Annotated in this window: 16 protein-coding genes; 12 read left to right on the top strand and 4 right to left on the bottom strand. The window is 74.2% G+C overall.

The window, feature by feature from the left end; genetic code table 11:
• Nucleotides 1-90 precede the first annotated feature (90 nt).
• The gene (locus LPA54_RS16035) at nucleotides 91-603 is read right to left on the bottom strand and encodes a DUF5994 family protein (RefSeq protein WP_228978156.1); all 513 of its coding nucleotides are present in this window, start codon (nucleotides 601-603) and stop codon (nucleotides 91-93) included.
• Between the two features lie 602 nt (nucleotides 604-1,205).
• Between LPA54_RS16035 and LPA54_RS16040 the strand changes: the two genes are divergently transcribed.
• From LPA54_RS16040 to LPA54_RS16085, 10 genes are all read left to right on the top strand, one after another.
• Nucleotides 1,206-1,562, top strand: a complete 357-nt coding sequence (locus LPA54_RS16040; protein ID WP_228978159.1) for a PRC-barrel domain-containing protein — start codon at nucleotides 1,206-1,208, stop codon at nucleotides 1,560-1,562.
• A 106-nt stretch (nucleotides 1,563-1,668) separates the two neighbouring features.
• Nucleotides 1,669-1,836 carry a hypothetical protein gene (locus LPA54_RS16045; protein WP_228978161.1) on the top strand — a complete coding sequence of 56 codons (168 nt, stop codon included), beginning with the start codon at nucleotides 1,669-1,671 and terminating at the stop codon, nucleotides 1,834-1,836.
• A 103-nt stretch (nucleotides 1,837-1,939) separates the two neighbouring features.
• Nucleotides 1,940-4,126: an AAA family ATPase gene (locus LPA54_RS16050; protein ID WP_228978162.1), complete on the top strand. Its 2,187-nt coding sequence runs from the start codon at nucleotides 1,940-1,942 to the stop codon at nucleotides 4,124-4,126.
• A gap of 3 nt (nucleotides 4,127-4,129) precedes the next feature.
• Entirely contained in the window at nucleotides 4,130-5,407 is a 1,278-nt protein-coding gene (locus LPA54_RS16055) for an McrC family protein (RefSeq protein ID WP_228978163.1), read from the top strand.
• A gap of 177 nt (nucleotides 5,408-5,584) precedes the next feature.
• Complete coding sequence (locus LPA54_RS16060) at nucleotides 5,585-5,848, top strand: hypothetical protein (RefSeq protein WP_228978165.1); 264 nt, start codon at nucleotides 5,585-5,587, stop codon at nucleotides 5,846-5,848.
• Between the two features lie 377 nt (nucleotides 5,849-6,225).
• Nucleotides 6,226-6,429 carry a cold-shock protein gene (locus LPA54_RS16065; RefSeq protein WP_058942413.1) on the top strand — a complete coding sequence of 68 codons (204 nt, stop codon included), beginning with the start codon at nucleotides 6,226-6,228 and terminating at the stop codon, nucleotides 6,427-6,429.
• A 337-nt stretch (nucleotides 6,430-6,766) separates the two neighbouring features.
• Nucleotides 6,767-8,311, top strand: coding sequence for a DEAD/DEAH box helicase (locus tag LPA54_RS16070; RefSeq protein ID WP_228978167.1), 1,545 nt, complete (start codon nucleotides 6,767-6,769; stop codon nucleotides 8,309-8,311).
• A 202-nt stretch (nucleotides 8,312-8,513) separates the two neighbouring features.
• Nucleotides 8,514-8,786, top strand: a complete 273-nt coding sequence (locus LPA54_RS16075; protein WP_228978328.1) for a CBS domain-containing protein — start codon at nucleotides 8,514-8,516, stop codon at nucleotides 8,784-8,786.
• 7 nt (nucleotides 8,787-8,793) lie between these two features.
• Nucleotides 8,794-9,114 carry an SCO5918 family protein gene (locus LPA54_RS16080; RefSeq protein ID WP_228978172.1) on the top strand — a complete coding sequence of 107 codons (321 nt, stop codon included), beginning with the start codon at nucleotides 8,794-8,796 and terminating at the stop codon, nucleotides 9,112-9,114.
• A gap of 412 nt (nucleotides 9,115-9,526) precedes the next feature.
• Nucleotides 9,527-11,695 carry a restriction endonuclease gene (locus LPA54_RS16085; protein WP_228978175.1) on the top strand — a complete coding sequence of 723 codons (2,169 nt, stop codon included), beginning with the start codon at nucleotides 9,527-9,529 and terminating at the stop codon, nucleotides 11,693-11,695.
• Between the two features lie 20 nt (nucleotides 11,696-11,715).
• Here the strand turns inward: LPA54_RS16085 and LPA54_RS16090 are convergent, their stop codons facing one another.
• On the bottom strand, nucleotides 11,716-12,258 hold the full coding sequence (locus LPA54_RS16090) for a winged helix-turn-helix domain-containing protein (protein ID WP_308112856.1): 543 nt from the start codon (nucleotides 12,256-12,258) through the stop codon (nucleotides 11,716-11,718).
• A 246-nt stretch (nucleotides 12,259-12,504) separates the two neighbouring features.
• The gene (locus LPA54_RS43020) at nucleotides 12,505-12,588 is read right to left on the bottom strand and encodes a putative leader peptide (RefSeq protein WP_368857865.1); all 84 of its coding nucleotides are present in this window, start codon (nucleotides 12,586-12,588) and stop codon (nucleotides 12,505-12,507) included.
• Nucleotides 12,589-12,709: 121 nt separating this feature from the next.
• Here LPA54_RS43020 and LPA54_RS16095 point away from each other — a divergent pair, with 121 nt between their 5' ends.
• Together LPA54_RS16095 and LPA54_RS16100 are read left to right on the top strand one after the other, a co-directional pair.
• Nucleotides 12,710-13,168 (top strand): Rrf2 family transcriptional regulator, encoded by a 459-nt coding sequence (locus tag LPA54_RS16095; protein ID WP_228978178.1) that lies wholly within the window; start codon nucleotides 12,710-12,712, stop codon nucleotides 13,166-13,168.
• 135 nt (nucleotides 13,169-13,303) lie between these two features.
• The gene (locus tag LPA54_RS16100; protein WP_228978180.1) at nucleotides 13,304-14,347 is read left to right on the top strand and encodes a sulfite exporter TauE/SafE family protein; all 1,044 of its coding nucleotides are present in this window, start codon (nucleotides 13,304-13,306) and stop codon (nucleotides 14,345-14,347) included.
• 3 nt (nucleotides 14,348-14,350) lie between these two features.
• Here the strand turns inward: LPA54_RS16100 and LPA54_RS16105 are convergent, their stop codons facing one another.
• Complete coding sequence (locus LPA54_RS16105) at nucleotides 14,351-14,824, bottom strand: STAS domain-containing protein (RefSeq protein ID WP_228978182.1); 474 nt, start codon at nucleotides 14,822-14,824, stop codon at nucleotides 14,351-14,353.
• Nucleotides 14,825-14,957: the final 133 nt, after the last annotated feature.

Below are 14,957 nucleotides of genomic sequence, written 5' to 3' on the forward strand. Positions count from 1 at the left end.
GGGGGAAGACGGCGTCCGCGACCATCCTCGCGGCGGAGTAGAGCCGAAGCGCGAACGGCAGGCTCAGGGCTCTTTCCGCTCCCGGGGCCGTCACCCGCGCGGGCCGGGTCCTTCGCCGCCGTGGGTCGCGGGCGTGTGACTGGTGCCGGTGTCCAGGAGGATCTGCGCGGCCCCCGTGACGTTGTCGGCCCGTACCGCTCTTGCCATGGCCGCTCGGGCCGCCTCGGGGGTCGCGTGCGGCGGGACGACCAGCAGGGAGAAGTGGTCCCGGGGGCCCCGGGTGACGAGGACGGTGTCGTCGGCGACCGGGAAGGAGTCGATGTGCACGACGTGGTCGTCGACGACCAGCCGCGTGGGCAGTTCCTCCCAGGCGTCCGCGTCCAGGCCGACGCGCTCCACAGGTCCGAGGTGTCCGACGAGCGCGGACACCAGCCCGGGGAGCTCCGCGCCGACGTCCCGGGAGCGCGGCCACCAGGCGCCGTCGAGGATGCCCTCACGCGCGTGTGTCGTCTTCGGCCGCAGCAGCACCGTCCCCGGCCGCACCGCGTGGTGCATCGCGTCGGGCGGCGACGGGTGGGCGCGGGGTGCGTCGGAATCGGCCATGGCGTGTGCGCCCGTCTTCGGGGGTCCGGCGCGACCGCCGAACGGTACGACCTCGTCCTCCCACCGTACTCCGGCCGGCCGGCCGGGAAGGCCCGACCGCACTCCGGTCCGCGGGGCCGCCGACGCGGGCACGGTGGAGGTGACGGGGGCGCTTCGCACGCCGGCCGTCGATGCCGGTGAACTCCGCTCTCTCACCGCCGCCCCGGGCGGGCGTCGGCCGCCGCCGCCGCGGCAGGGGCGACGGGGACCGGGAGCGGTCGGGCGCGGGTCCCGCCGGGAGCCCCCGGTCTCCGCCTCCGGGCTCCGGGCTCCGGGGACTCCGGGCTCCGGGTGGCGACCGCGCGCACGGCGGTGGGTACCGCGCCTGGCACCGGCCTCCCCGACACCGCGGCCGGGGAGGAGCCGTGCCGAACGGGGCCGCACGCGGACGCGGACGCGACGCGGACGCGGGCGGCAATGCCCCGGATGCCGGAAACGCCACCGCGGCCTACGTTGGAAGGAGGCCGGAGCACTCTCACGTGCGGCCGACCCGGAAGGGCGGCCCCGATGTGTGTACGCCGGGGTCGTTGTGTCGATGTCATCCCGGCCGCAGGGAGCAGGACATGATCCATCCAGCCGACATCCGCGAGTGGCGCGGCCACGACGTCATCGACCCGAAAGGGCACAAGATCGGCGAGCTGGAAGCCGTCTACGTCGACACCACCAGTGACGAACCCGCCATGGCGACCGTCCGCACCGGCCTCCCCTCCCGTCGGCGCCTGGTCTTCGTCCCCATCGACACGGCCGTCGTCGGGCCGGGGTACGTCCGGGTCGCGCACGCCAGGAACCTGGTGAAGAACGCCCCCGCCATCGACACCGACGGCGTCCTTCCCGCCGAGGAGGAGGAGACCGTCTTCCACCACTACGACCTGGCCTACCGGCCGGGATCCGGCGGCGAACGCCGACTCGCACGCCGCTGACCCCCCGCCCGCCCGGGGCCCCGCCCGTGGATCCCCCACTTGCTCCGGGCTCCCCGCCTTCGGGCCGCGCACGCTCGGGCCCCGCACCTTCGGAGGTGTCATCGGTATGGCGCTGCTCCTGTTCCTGCTCCTCGTCGCAGTCGCACTCGGGCTCATCGGGGTGGTCGTGGAGGGCCTGTTCTACCTCCTGATCATCGGCATGGTGATCGTCGTGGCGGAGGTGGTGTACCTCGCCGTACGGACGAAGAACGCGGGGCGCCGCCGGGTGCGGTGACGCGGCTCGGTCGGCGCCGTGACGCCGACCGCCCATGACCGAACGCCGGATGTGTCCTCCTGATCATCACCCGCGTGCCGGGCGGCTGCGCGAGGATGGTCAGATGGTTGAGGATGGGGAGTTCCACGGCGGTCTCGCTGAACGAGTGGCACGGTTCGACCGGGAGGAGGCCCGTCGAACAGCGGACCGGGCGGAGGACGAACGGCTGCGGGCCGTCCGAGAGTTCCCCATCGGGGCATGGGCCGAGCTGCCGCTGGAGCGGTACGCGCTGGGCCCGGCCTCCCACGGCAATGCGTCGCATTCCTTCTGTCGACTCATGGAGTACGGCACGAACGCCATTGGGAGCATTCGGGGCGGCAGCGCGGCGAAGCACATCGTGTATCAGCACCGAACGGGTGAGTGGCGGGTAGTCCCCAGCGAACTGCGCGGGCTTGGTGTGCACCGCGCATGGGAGGAGGTGCGGAGCCAGTTCGCGTCGGCGTTCGCCGCGGCGGCTGCCGCCGACTTCGGAACGATCGACGAGTTCGAGTCGCTCTCGTACGGTCAGGCGCTGACCACCAAGGCGCTGGCGGTGTACTTCCCCGACGAGTTCCTTCCGATCTTCTCCGCGGCACACGTCCGCCACTTCACCGCACTGCTCGGCGGCAGCGCGCACCAGCACTCTTCGGGCGTACGCACGTGGCGGGCCAACCGCGAGCTGCTGACCCTCGTACGACGGACACCGGAGTTCGACGGGTGGCGCCTGCACGAGGTGATGCGGTTCCTGTACGCCTTCCACGACCCGAGGCCGCGCGACCGTGTGGTCTGGAAGATCGCGCCAGGGGCGGGAGCGAGTCTCTGGGCCGACTGTCTCCCGAACCGTCGCATCCGCATCGGCTGGGACGAGGTCGGCAGCCTCGCGCAGTACGAGAGTGATCAGGAACTCAAAGACGCCCTGGATCGGAACTGGCCTTCGAGCATCGGCGGGAACCTGCGGCTCGCCCGCCAGATGCTCGCCTTCCGCGACCTGGAACCCGGGGACCTCATCGTCGCCAACCGCGGCAAGTCGGAGGTACTGGCCGTGGGCACCGTCATCGACGGCTACTCCTACGACACCGAGGTGGGCAAGCACCGGCACACCGTCGGGGTGGAGTGGGACACCTCGTACGCCCAGACCTTCGACTCGCCCCGTCACGCCTGGCAGCAGACCCTCGCCAAGGTGCCCGCGACCCTGTGGCGGGAGATTCGACGCGGCCGGGGGGAAGCCGTGTCCGAGACAGTCGACCCGGTGACCGCGGGTGATGCGGAACTGCCCGGGCCCGTACGCGCAGTGCGTGACCTCCTCGCGCACAAGGGGCAGGTGGTGCTGCAGGGGCCACCCGGAACCGGCAAGACGCGGTTGGCGCTCAGTGTCGCGCTCGCCGTTGCCGGACGGGGGCACCTGATCGAAGCCGCCCCGGAGGAACGTGCGGCGGCACTCGCCGACCTGTGCAAGGTGTCCGCGGGCGCGACGGCGGCCCCACTCACCATGGTGACCTTCCATCCCTCCTATGGATACGAAGACTTCGTCGAGGGGTACAAGCCGGCCGCTGCGGCCGACGGGGCGGGCCTGAACCTGACGATGACGGACGGGCTCTTCCGCAGGGTTTGCGCAGCAGCCGAGCTCGAGCCCGAGCAGACCTTCCTGATCGTCGTCGACGAGATCAACCGTGGCGATCTCCCTCGCATCCTCGGCGAGTTGATCACCCTGCTGGAGCTCGACAAGCGGGGCTCGGTCTCCGTCACGCTCCCCACCAGCGGACGGGCACAGACGGTGCCGCCCAACATCCGCATCATCGGCACGATGAACTCTGCCGACCGCAGCGTGGGACACATCGACGCGGCGATCCGACGTAGGTTCGCCTTCATCGACGTGCCGCCGGACCTCGACGTCCTGGACGGCGAGGTCGGCGGACTCGGACTGGCGGAGTTCCTGGAGGGGTTGAACGCCAAACTGGACGTCGCCTTCGGGCCCGACCACCTGCTCGGCCAGGCCTACCTCCTCGCCGGGGACCGCCCCCTCGCCACGGCCGAACAGCTCTCCCACGCCTTCCACCACGAGATCGTCCCGCTCGTCGCCGACTACTGCCTGGGACAACCCGACCTGTTGAAGAGCGTGCTGGGGTCCCTCGTGGACGACAGGACCGGTCGAGTCGTGCAGACGAATCCGCAGGACCTGCCGGGCATGCTCGCCGATGAGTTCGTGGCAACCGAGCCCGCCGGTGACGAGCGCGCGGGGCGCGAGGGCGCCCAATACCGGAACGAGGCATAGGTTGTGGTGCACCGGAACGGCACGTGGCACGAGGTCGTCCTGTGCGAGCACGAGGCCGTCACCGTCCCGCATTCCAGGTTGCACGGCGCCGACCTCGCCAAGCTCCGTGCGGTCGGCGCTGTCACCGTCACCGAGAATCGTCACGGTTACGTGCTGAAGGCCAAGGCGACCACGGGAGTGCTCGAACTCGACCGGATAAGGCTGGTGCTGCGGCCGAAGTTCCCGATCGAGGGGACACGGCTGATCGACTGGCTGTGCTACGCCACAAGCCGTCGCGAGCCGGACGAGACGCTGCGGAACTGGCCGATCGGCGCCGACGGTTACGCCGGCCTGGTGCCTGCCGCGTTGCTGCACGAGTGCACCCTCCTGCTGGGGCGCGGCCTGCGCAGGGAGTACGTACCGCGGCAGCGCGTCGACAACACCCTGCGAGGGCGGTTGGACGTCGAGGCCCAGGCGACCCGGTGCTACGGCGCGGTCGACCGGCTGCACTTGCGGACCTTCGAGTATGAGGACGGCGGCTGGGAGAACCTGGTGTGCGGGGCCGCGTTGACCGTCGCCGCCCGCAGGTCCAGCGATCCCCGCCTGGCGCGCCTGCTCCTCGCCGCCTCCAGGACGTTCCCGTCCCCGAGGCAGCCGCTCGATGCGCTATCCCTGCTCGCACGCGGCCAGTACACCCGACTCAACGCACATTACCGGGCCGCGCACGCGTGGGCCCGGATGGTCCTCGGCGGCGGCGGGGTGACCGATCTGCTGGAGCCCAGCGGTTTCGGCGCCAAGAGCCTGCTGCTCAACTTGAACGTCCTGTGGGAGAGCGTCGTCGGACGGATGGCCGTGGAGGTCGCGGTCGCCCTGGGCGGCAGGGCGGCCCGACCGGACGAGGGCGCCATCCGCACGTACGGGGGGCTCAACGCCCAGTGGCCGGCGTTCCGCCCGGACGCCCTGCTCGCCTTCCCGTCGCCTTCCGGGGGAACATTCGCACACCGTTTCCTCGCCGTGGACGCGAAGTACAAGCGGTACGGCGCAGAGGACGTCTCAGCCGACGACCGGCACCAACTGCTCACGTACATCGCCGGGTACACCACCCCGGACTCCCCACTCGCACTGGTGGTCCACCCATCACCCACCGGACCCACCCACCGCGTCCTGCGCGTCGAAGGCCCACGTGGACTCCTCGGCCGCATCGAAGTGCTGGGCCTCGACACCCGCGCTACGCCGAAGCACGCGGCCGATCCGCTGCGGGAGGCCGTGGCGCGCTTCGTAGGCTCCTCCATTACGCCGTAGAGGAGGCACCCCCTGCGTGAGTAGGTGTGATCTCTTGCGTGCCCCGGGCTGCGGGTGCCGGAGTACGGTGGAGGTGAGTCGCGTGGGGTTCCGCCAAGAACGCCCGCTTCGCAGCGGGGGCGCCGGGGCGTGGTTTTCCGGTCCCCGGCATGTGCACGAGCACAAGGAGGCTCGAGGATGGACTCCTCGCAGGACAGGCCCCCCGCCGGGCACGCCGAGGTGCGGATCGTCGCCGCGGAGCCCGAGGTGGCGCGGCGCGTCGCCGAGGTGCTGCGGCGGTCGTTCGCAGCGGGTGAGCAGCGCAGTTACCCGGCCGACGCCGAGGGCGGGACGCGGCTGCACCTCACGGTGGACACCACCCAGACGTCGGAGCCGGCCCGTTCGTGGCTGCTGGCCAGCGAGTCCACCTACGACGACCGGCCGCAGTCCGACGAGGTGTAGGCAGGTCGCAGGCGCGGGGCCGGGACGCCGGTGGCCGCCGGCGGCGACGCCGCCGCAGGGGCGCCTGGGGCGGCGGGGGATTTTGTGGTTGTCGGGGGTGGGGAATATCTGTCATCGCGGTGCCAGAGTTTGCCGGACCGCGCGATGAGTATTTCCGGGAAAACACGGCGGTGGAAATATCGGACGCCCGCCGGCCGCCGAAGCGTGCTACTGTCGATACCAGTTGCAGTTGTGGTTCCCAAACTTCAAGTGCCCTCGGCCGCCTCCGGGCAGTCGGGAGTGCTTTTATATTTCCGGTCATTTCCGGTGGGGTAATCATCGCGGCGACACGGTATCCGCGCAGTGCGGATCCCGATGTGCCCCAAAGGAGATATGACATGGCTACTGGCACCGTGAAGTGGTTCAACGCGGAAAAGGGCTTCGGCTTCATCGAGCAGGACGGTGGCGGCGCTGACGTGTTCGCCCACTACTCGAACATCTCGGCGCAGGGCTTCCGCGAGCTCAACGAGGGCCAGAAGGTCAGCTTCGACATCGCGCAGGGCCAGAAGGGCCCGACGGCCGAGAACATCGTTCTCGCCTGACGCACGACGCGCACGACGTAGCTGGGGCCCGCATCCTTCGGGGTGCGGGCCCCAGCTGCACGCATATCCCGCGGTGTCCGCTCCCGCGGGATGATCACCGGTCGGTCCGCGCACTCCCTTCGCGCCGGACCCGCCCCACAGAGCCGCCGCACGGCGGCCCGCGCACCGGACACCGTCCGTACGGCGCGACACCAATTTCAGCGCCCCCGACCATCCGCCCGGCACTTCACCGGGCGTATTCGTCGCCGCGCTCATCCCGGCCCATTCTCGCTATTCTCCGTGCTGCTCATCCGCTGCGGGAATTCCTTGATATGTGCCGCATCGAGGAAGGTTCCGCATGAACCGCACGCGTAGGAATGACCGCTTTTCCCGTACCCGTGACGGCGGTGCCGGCTCCGCCGGTGGCGCCAGGCGCTTCGGCCAGTCGGGCCGCTCCGGCGGCGAGGGCCGCTCGGGTGCTCCGAGCAGGTCCGCGGGGCAGGGCAGGTCCGGCGGTCAGGGGCGTGGCGGCGGCCAGGGCCGTCGGCGCGCCGCCGTCCACGGGGAGTTCGCCCTCCCCGAGACGATCACCCCCGCACTCCCCGCCGTCGACGCGTTCGCCGACCTGGACATGCCCGGGCAGCTGCTCGCCGCGCTCGGGACCCAGGGCGTGACCGTGCCGTTCCCGATCCAGGGCGCGACCCTGCCGAACAGCCTCGCCGGCCGGGACGTCCTCGGCCGCGGGCGCACCGGCTCCGGCAAGACGCTCGCCTTCGGGCTGGCGCTGCTGGCCCGTACCGCCGGGCAGCGCGCCGAGCCCCGCCAGCCGCTCGCCCTGGTCCTCGTACCGACCCGCGAGCTGGCGCAGCAGGTGACCGACGCGCTCACCCCGTACGCCCGGTCGCTGCAGCTGCGGCTCGCCACGGTCGTCGGCGGCATGTCCATCGGCCGGCAGTCGAGCGTCCTGCGCGGCGGCGCCGAGGTGGTCATCGCGACGCCCGGACGGCTCAAGGACCTGATCGGGCGCGGTGACTGCCGGCTCGACCAGGTGGGCATCACCGTCCTGGACGAGGCCGACCAGATGGCGGACATGGGGTTCATGCCGCAGGTCACGGCCCTGCTCGACCAGGTGCGCCCCGGCGGGCAGCGGATGCTGTTCTCCGCGACCCTCGACCGCAACGTCGACCTGCTGGTACGCCGCTACCTGACCGACCCGGTCGTGCACTCCGTGGACCCGTCCGCCGGCGCCGTCACCACGATGGAGCATCACGTGCTCCACGTGCACCGCGCCGACAAGCAGGCCACCACGACGCAGATCGCCGCCCGCGACGGCCGGGTGATCATGTTCCTGGACACCAAGCACGCCGTGGACCGGCTCACCCGCGACCTGCTGGGCAGCGGCGTACGGGCCGCCGCGCTGCACGGCGGGAAGTCGCAGCCGCAGCGCACCCGCACGTTGGCGCAGTTCAAGACGGGGCACGTCAGCGTGCTCGTCGCGACGAACGTCGCCGCCCGCGGCATCCACGTCGACAACCTCGACCTCGTGGTGAACGTCGACCCGCCGACCGACCACAAGGACTACCTGCACCGCGGCGGGCGCACCGCCCGCGCCGGCGAGTCGGGCAGCGTCGTCACCCTCGTCACCCCCGACCAGCGGGGCGGCATGGTCCGCCTCATGTCGGACGCCGGGATCCGCCCGCGGATCGCCGAGGTCCGCTCCGGCGAGGCCGAGCTGACCCGCATCACCGGCGCCCAGGCGCCGTCCGGCATCCCCGTGGTGATCACCGCGCCGGTGCCCGCCCGCTCCGAGCGCGACGCCGGGTCCCGCCCGCGGCGCGGCCGCCCCTCGCAGTCCTCGCGCCGGGCCGGCCGCCGCCGCACCGTCGCGGGTCCTGCCGCCTGATCCCCGGTACGACCGCCCCGACCCGCGGACCGGGTCGGGGCGGCCCCGCCGGGGTCGGCCCGGTTCCGGGCCCGTCGGCGTGGGGCCGCCCGCCCCGGTCGAGGCGGACCGACCCCCGCCCCCTTCCCGCAGGAGGTACTCCGTGACATCGGCTCCCTTGCTCGCCCACCCCGCCGGCGACGCCGTCGCGGCCTCCCGGACGGTGGTCGCGGCCCCGTACGAGGCCGGACCTCGGGTCTGGTACGACATGACCGTCGAGGTCGCCCTGTCCGTCATGGCCGGTGCCCGCACCGGGCACCTGCTCCTCTGCGACGACGACGGCCGCTGCACGGGTGTGGTCACCCGGCACCGGCTCGACGCCGTCCGCGACAGCCCCTCGTACTCCGACCGGGTGCGTCTGCGCGACGTCCTCGGCGGACACGGACCGTCCACCTCGCCCGTCGCGACGAGGACCACCCTCTCCCTCCCCCTGTGAGGCTCCCGTGCGCTGCGTCATCGCCCGCTTCCCGTTCTACCTGACCAAGATCGGCGTCCTGGAGACCATGAAGGGCGTCAAGCCCGAACCGGTCACCGGGGAGTCCGTCACCATCGGACGCCGCCGTTACCCCGTCATGCAGGTCGGGGCCGTCATCACCGGTCAGGACCGGCGCGACTTCAGCGCCGGCGAGGTCGTCCGGGCCATGGCCCACCTCGGCTTCACCTGTCGGTCGGCTCCGGACCCCCAGGCGATGCCCGAGCTCGCCACCGCCGGGCCGGTCCAGCGGGCCTCGGCGTTGCTCGGCGCCCCCACCGCGGCGTTCTGACCGTCGGGCGGGCGACGCCGCGGTCCTCGACGGCCGCGGTGGTCGACCCGCCGGGGGGGCAGGGCGCGGTCCTGCCCGCCCCACCGGTCGCCCCACCGGTCGGCCCGGCCCCGGGTGGGCGGACCACGGCCCTGCCCGTCGGTCGATCCGATCGGCGGGAACACGGCCCCATCGGCGCGTCCACCGCGCCGATGGGGCCGTCGCCGTCCCCCAGCTGACGGACCATCACCTCCCGCACCACCTCATACGTCCCTTCCCGTAACACCCGTATCGCAGCGGAGTGCGGGCGGGCACGGACCGCGCCGAGTGGGTGGGCCGGCCGGCGGTGGCGCACTAAGGTCGTCACGTCACCGCTGGTTGGGGGCCGGGACCCGGGGTGGGCGCGGGGCCCGGGGGGAGGGGCCTGTCACGCATGAGTCGTCACTCCGGTGGGCTGGTCGGGATATGGGCCGAGGCGCAGCGCCGCCAGCAGCGCGCGTACGAGGAACAGGCGCGGGAGCAGCGGGAGGCGGAACGCCGGCGGCGCGCCCACGAACGCGAGGTGGCCCGAGGCCACCGCGAGCAGCGCGCGGCGTACCGCAGGCAGCGCGAGGCGGACGCCGCGCGGCGCACGCAGGAGCTGGAGGCGCGCGTCGAGGCGCTGACGGGGCTGCTCGCCGCCGGGTGCCGCGCGCCGGCGTTCCGGGCGGCGTCGCTCGCCCGGCCGGAGTCGGTCGCGCCGTACGCGCCGGGTGCCCTCGCCCACCCCGTCCCGCTGCCGGGCCCCTCGCGGTACGACATGCGGGGCGGCCGCCGGGCGCAGGCCGAGACCCGTGCCCGGTACGAGCGGGACCGGCGGGCCGCGCAGGCCGCCGAGGCGCAGCGGGTACGGCAGCTGGAGGCGTACCGGCAGCAGTACGAGCGGTGGGCCGCCGCCCAGCTGGCGGAGGTCCGCCGGCACAACGCCGGGGTCGCCGCGATGGTGTCGGCCCTGCGCTCCGGGGACCCGGACGCCGCGGTCGAGTACTTTTCCGCCGCCCTGTACGCCTCCCCCGCGTGGCCGGCGGAACTGCCGCGCCAGGTGTCCGCCGCGTACGACCCGGCCGCCCGGCAGCTGGTGCTGGACTGGGAGCTGCCCGGGTACGACGTGGTCCCCGCGGCCCGGTCGGTGCGGTACATGCCGACGGCCGACCAGGAGAAGGAGACGGCCCGGCCCGCGGCGCAGCGCCGGGCGGTCTACCGGGACGTCGTCGCGCAGTGCGTCCTGCTGGTGACGCACGAGCTGTTCGCCGCCGACGAGTTCGGCGCCCTGGAGTCCGTCGCCGTGAACGGCTTCGTCGACGACCACGACCCCGTGACCGGCCGCCGGGGGCGGATCTTCCTCGCGTCCGCGGTGGTCCCGCGCCCGGCGTTCGCCGAGCTGTACCTGGCGCAGGTCAACGCGCCCGACTGCCTGGTGGACGGCCTGGGCGGGCAGTTGTCGGCGCGCCCCGACCAGCGGGCCGCGGTCCGCCCGGTCCGGGTCCCCGGCGACGTGGGGGACGACGTCGTCACCCACGGCGGGGACGGGGAGGAGCCGGACCTGTACGAGATGGACCCGATCCGCTTCGAGGCGCTGGTCGCGGAGCTGTTCCGCGCGATGGGCATGGAGGCCGTGACGACCCGCCGCTCGAACGACGGCGGGGTGGACGTCGCCGCGGTGGACCCGGCGCCGATCCGGGGCGGCCGGATCGTCGTACAGGTGAAGCGCTACCGCAACACCGTGCCGCCGACGGCCGTCCGCGACCTGTACGGGACGGTCCAGGACGCCGGCGCCAACAAGGGCGTGCTGGTCACGACGTCCGGCTTCGGCCCCGGATCGCGTACGTTCGCCCACGGCAAGCCCTTGGAGCTGGTGTCCGGCGGCGAACTGGTCGAGTTGCTGCACCGGCACGGGCTGCGCGGCCGGCTCGGCGACGGGGGACGGCCCGCGCCGGCCCGGCGGACGGCACCGGACGCACCGCGCACCCCCCACCCGCCGCGCCCCGCGCGGGCCGCCGGGCCGGGGGACGTACCGAGCCGGGCGGGGGGCTCGGCCGGCGGCACCGGGCCGGCGGTCGGGGCCGACGCGGCGGACGGGGAGGCGAACGTGCTGGGCCTGTCCTGGGCCGGGCCGGTCGCCCTGGACGTGTGCGCGCTGGTCTGCCGGGGCGGGCGCGTCCTGGACGACGACCACTTCGTCTTCTACAACAACCCCGGCACCCCCGACGGAAGTGTCCGCGCCACCCGGCCCGTGTCACCGGACCGGGCGGCGGTGCGGGTGGCGTTCGACGCGCTGCCCGCCGCCGCCGACCGGGTCGTCCTGGTGGCCGCGACAGACCCGGAGGTCGACCCGCGGGCCGACCTCACCGGCTTCACCGAGGCCCGGCTGCGCCTGCTGGACACCGCGGGGGGCGAGCTGGGCCGGCTGGAGGTCTCCGACGGGCGCCCCGGCGAGACCGCCCTCGTCCTCGGCTCGTTCCGCCGCCGCGCCAACGGCGACTGGGACTTCGTCCCCGGCGGCAAGGGGTACCGGGACGGCCTGGCGGAGCTGATCGGCGACCACGGCGTCGACGTGGCCTGAGCGGCGGGGCGGTCCGGCGGTCACCGCCGGGCGGGCACGTACTTGTAGCCGACGCGGCGGACGGTGACGATCCGGTCCCGGAGCGCGGGGCCGAGCTTGCGCCGCAGCCGGGCCACGTGGACATCGACGGTGCGCCCGTCGCCGACGTGGCCGTAGCCCCAGACCCGCGACACGAGCGACTCCCGGGAGTGGACCGTGTGCGGGCGGGCGACGAGGTGCGCGAGGAGGCCGAACTCCAGGTAGGTCAGGTCCAGTTCGACGCCGTCGGCCTCGGCGATCCGCTGGTCCGGGTCGACGCGGAGCGCGTCGTCGCCGTACTCCCGGCCGGTGGCGGGCGTGGCGGCGGGCGTGACGGCGGGGAGCCCGGTGGCGGGCGGGGCCGGCCGGGCGCCGAGCGGGTGGACGTCGGGCCGCACGCCGTGCGCGGCCAGCAGCGCCGTGGGGTCGACGCCCTCGGGCAGGAACACGAGGTAGCCGACGTGCGGTTCGGCGGGGCGGGGCCCCACCAGACGCAGGCGGGGAGCGGTGGACGGTCGGTCGGCGGCGAACGGTGCGGTGGTCACGGTGAACCCCTCGGGTCGGGGTGGCGTCACGTGGTCGCCCACGGACGGGGGACCCGCTCACGGCGGGCGCGCGGGCCGCGGGCCCCGCCGGCCCGGTCGGACGCGGACGTACGGGACGGGGCGGCACACGGGCGGGGCGAGGGCGGAACGTCGCCGCCGCGCGCGAGGGCGGCGGCGGCGGACGACGGCGGAAGCGCGGCGCGGACGAGGGCGCCGCGTGCACGGGTACGGGGCGGGCGAACCCGGTTACGCGCGGCGGCAGATGGCGTTGGCGACGCGACGGAGGTCGACATGCCTGCGGCGTACGAGCGGCTGCTGCGTCGAGGACATGGGGACATCCTCGGGCCGCGAGACGCCACCGTCAACCCTTTCCTACCTTTTCCCTAGGGATTCGGGTGCGCTCGGCGCCGGTAATCCGGGCGGCGGCCGGGCGGGCGGGATAATGGGCTCCATGCGCATCTCGGCCAAGGCGGACTACGCGGTACGCGCCGCTCTGCTGCTCGCCGCCGCCGGACAGGCGGCGCCCCTGAAGGCCGAGGCCATCGCGGCGGCGCAGGACATCCCGCACAAGTTCCTCGAGGGCATCCTCAACGACATGCGGCGCTGCGGGCTGGTCGTCAGCCAGCGCGGCGTCAACGGCGGTTACCGCCTCGCCGGGGCGGCGGAGGACATCAGCGTCGCGGACGTGGTGCGGGCGGTCGACGGGCCGCTGGTCTCCGTACGCGGCGTCCGTCCGCCGGAACTGTCCTACAGCGGGCCCGCCGAGTCGCTGCTGCCGCTGTGGATCGCTCTGCGGGCGAACGTGCGGAACATCCTGGAGGGGGTCTCCCTCGCCGACGTGGCGTCGGGGGAACTGCCGGTGCACGTCAGCGCGTTGGCGGAGGATCCGGCCGCCTGGTCCAACCCCTGAGGCCGCGCCCCGCTCCTCCGCCCCCGCCGTGTCTCTCCCGAGGTGCGGGAAGGGGGCGTCCGGTTGCGGTAGGGGCCCGGGGCCGGTCAGTATCCCTACCCATCCGAGGGGGAACCGGGCTTCCTGGAGGCTGCCGTGAAGACGCTGGTCCTGCTCGCCCTCGCCGGACTGGGCGCGCAACTCGTCGACGGCGCCCTGGGGATGGCGTACGGCGTCACCTCGACGAGCCTCCTGCTCGCCTTCGGCACGCATCCGGCCACGGCCTCCGCGACCGTGCACCTCGCGGAGATCGGCACCACGCTCGCCTCCGGGGCGGCCCACTGGCGGTTCGGGAACGTCGACTGGCAGGTCGTCGCCCGGATCGGCGTCCCCGGCGCGGCCGGCGCCTTCGCCGGCGCGACGTTCCTGTCCGGCCTCTCCACCGACCTCGCCGCGCCGGTCACGGCGCTGCTCCTGCTGGGCCTCGGCCTCTACGTGCTCGGCCGCTTCACCCTCCTCGGCCTGCCCACCGGCAACCTCGGCAAGCCCCTGCGCAGGCGGTTCCTCGCGCCGCTCGGCGTGGCCGCCGGGTTCCTGGACGCGACGGGCGGCGGCGGTTGGGGCCCGGTCGGCACCCCGGCGCTCCTGGCCGGCGGCCGCCTGGAACCGCGCAAGGTCATCGGCTCGATCGACACCAGCGAGTTCCTGGTCGCGGTGGCCGCGAGTCTCGGGTTCCTCGTCGGCCTCGGCGAGCGGGGCGTCGACGCCACCTGGGCCGCCGCCCTGCTCGCGGGCGGTCTCGTCGCCGCGCCGGTCGCCGCCTGGCTCGTCCGGCACCTCCCGGCGCGCGTCCTCGGGGCGGGCGTGGGCGGGCTCATCGTCGTGACCAACGCCCGGACGCTGCTGCGCTCCGAGGCCGTCGCGGCCGGGGACGCCGCGCGGTGGGCGGTGTACGCGCTGGTCTGCGCCGTGTGGGCGGCGGCCCTGACCCATGCGTTGCGCGCACACCGCCGCGAGAGGGCCGCCGCCGGCACGGTCGCGGTCGGAGCGCCCGCGCCCGCGCTCGCGTCCACGGCCACGGCTGTGGCCACGACTGTGGTCACGACTGTGGCGGTGGCCGGGTCCGGGCCCGAGCCGGACGCCGCGGGTGTGGTGTGCGCCCCCGCCCCCGACGCCGCCCGGCCCCGCCCCGCCGGGTGACGGCTACCGCGACCGGTGGGGCGCTTCCGGTCGGTGCGGGGTGATGACCGGCGCGGCACCCGCCGCGCGGGCGGCGCGCAGCAGGCGGTCGACCGCCCGGGAGGGGACGAGCCGCAGCCGCCGCCGGTCCCGCTGCCACCAGGCGACGACGTCGAGGAGCGCCGAGTCGCAGAACGTGACCGCCGTGGCGTCCAGGACGAGCCCTCGGTACCCGTAGACGGCCGCCACCGTCAGCACCACCCTCAGCGGGGCGGCACTGTGCCGGTCGACCTCGCCGGCGAGCCGGATGGTGAGCGTGTCGGCGGCGGTCGTACAGGAGCGGACCCCGCCGCCGGGCGCGGCGGGCCTTGCGGGCGCCACCCGGGCCGTGACGGGTGCGCCGGGCCCGGCGGGCGTCGCGGCCGGCTGGGTGGGCAGGGCGGGCGCGGGGGCACTGCCGGGCGCACCGGCGCGGAGTGTGCGGGGTGCGAGAGGCACCAGAGGCTCAAGGGGCAGTATCGGGCAGGTCGTCGAGTCGTTCACGCGGTGATCAACTCCGCTCGCACGGGACTCGGACACGGGCACCGGGGCCGGTTCACCCCCGTGTGGCGGGACGGGGGCGGCGACGGGC

Origin of the sequence: Streptomyces sp. DH12 (genome assembly GCF_020873895.1) — a bacterium.
In the GTDB taxonomy this organism is placed as follows: domain Bacteria; phylum Actinomycetota; class Actinomycetes; order Streptomycetales; family Streptomycetaceae; genus Streptomyces.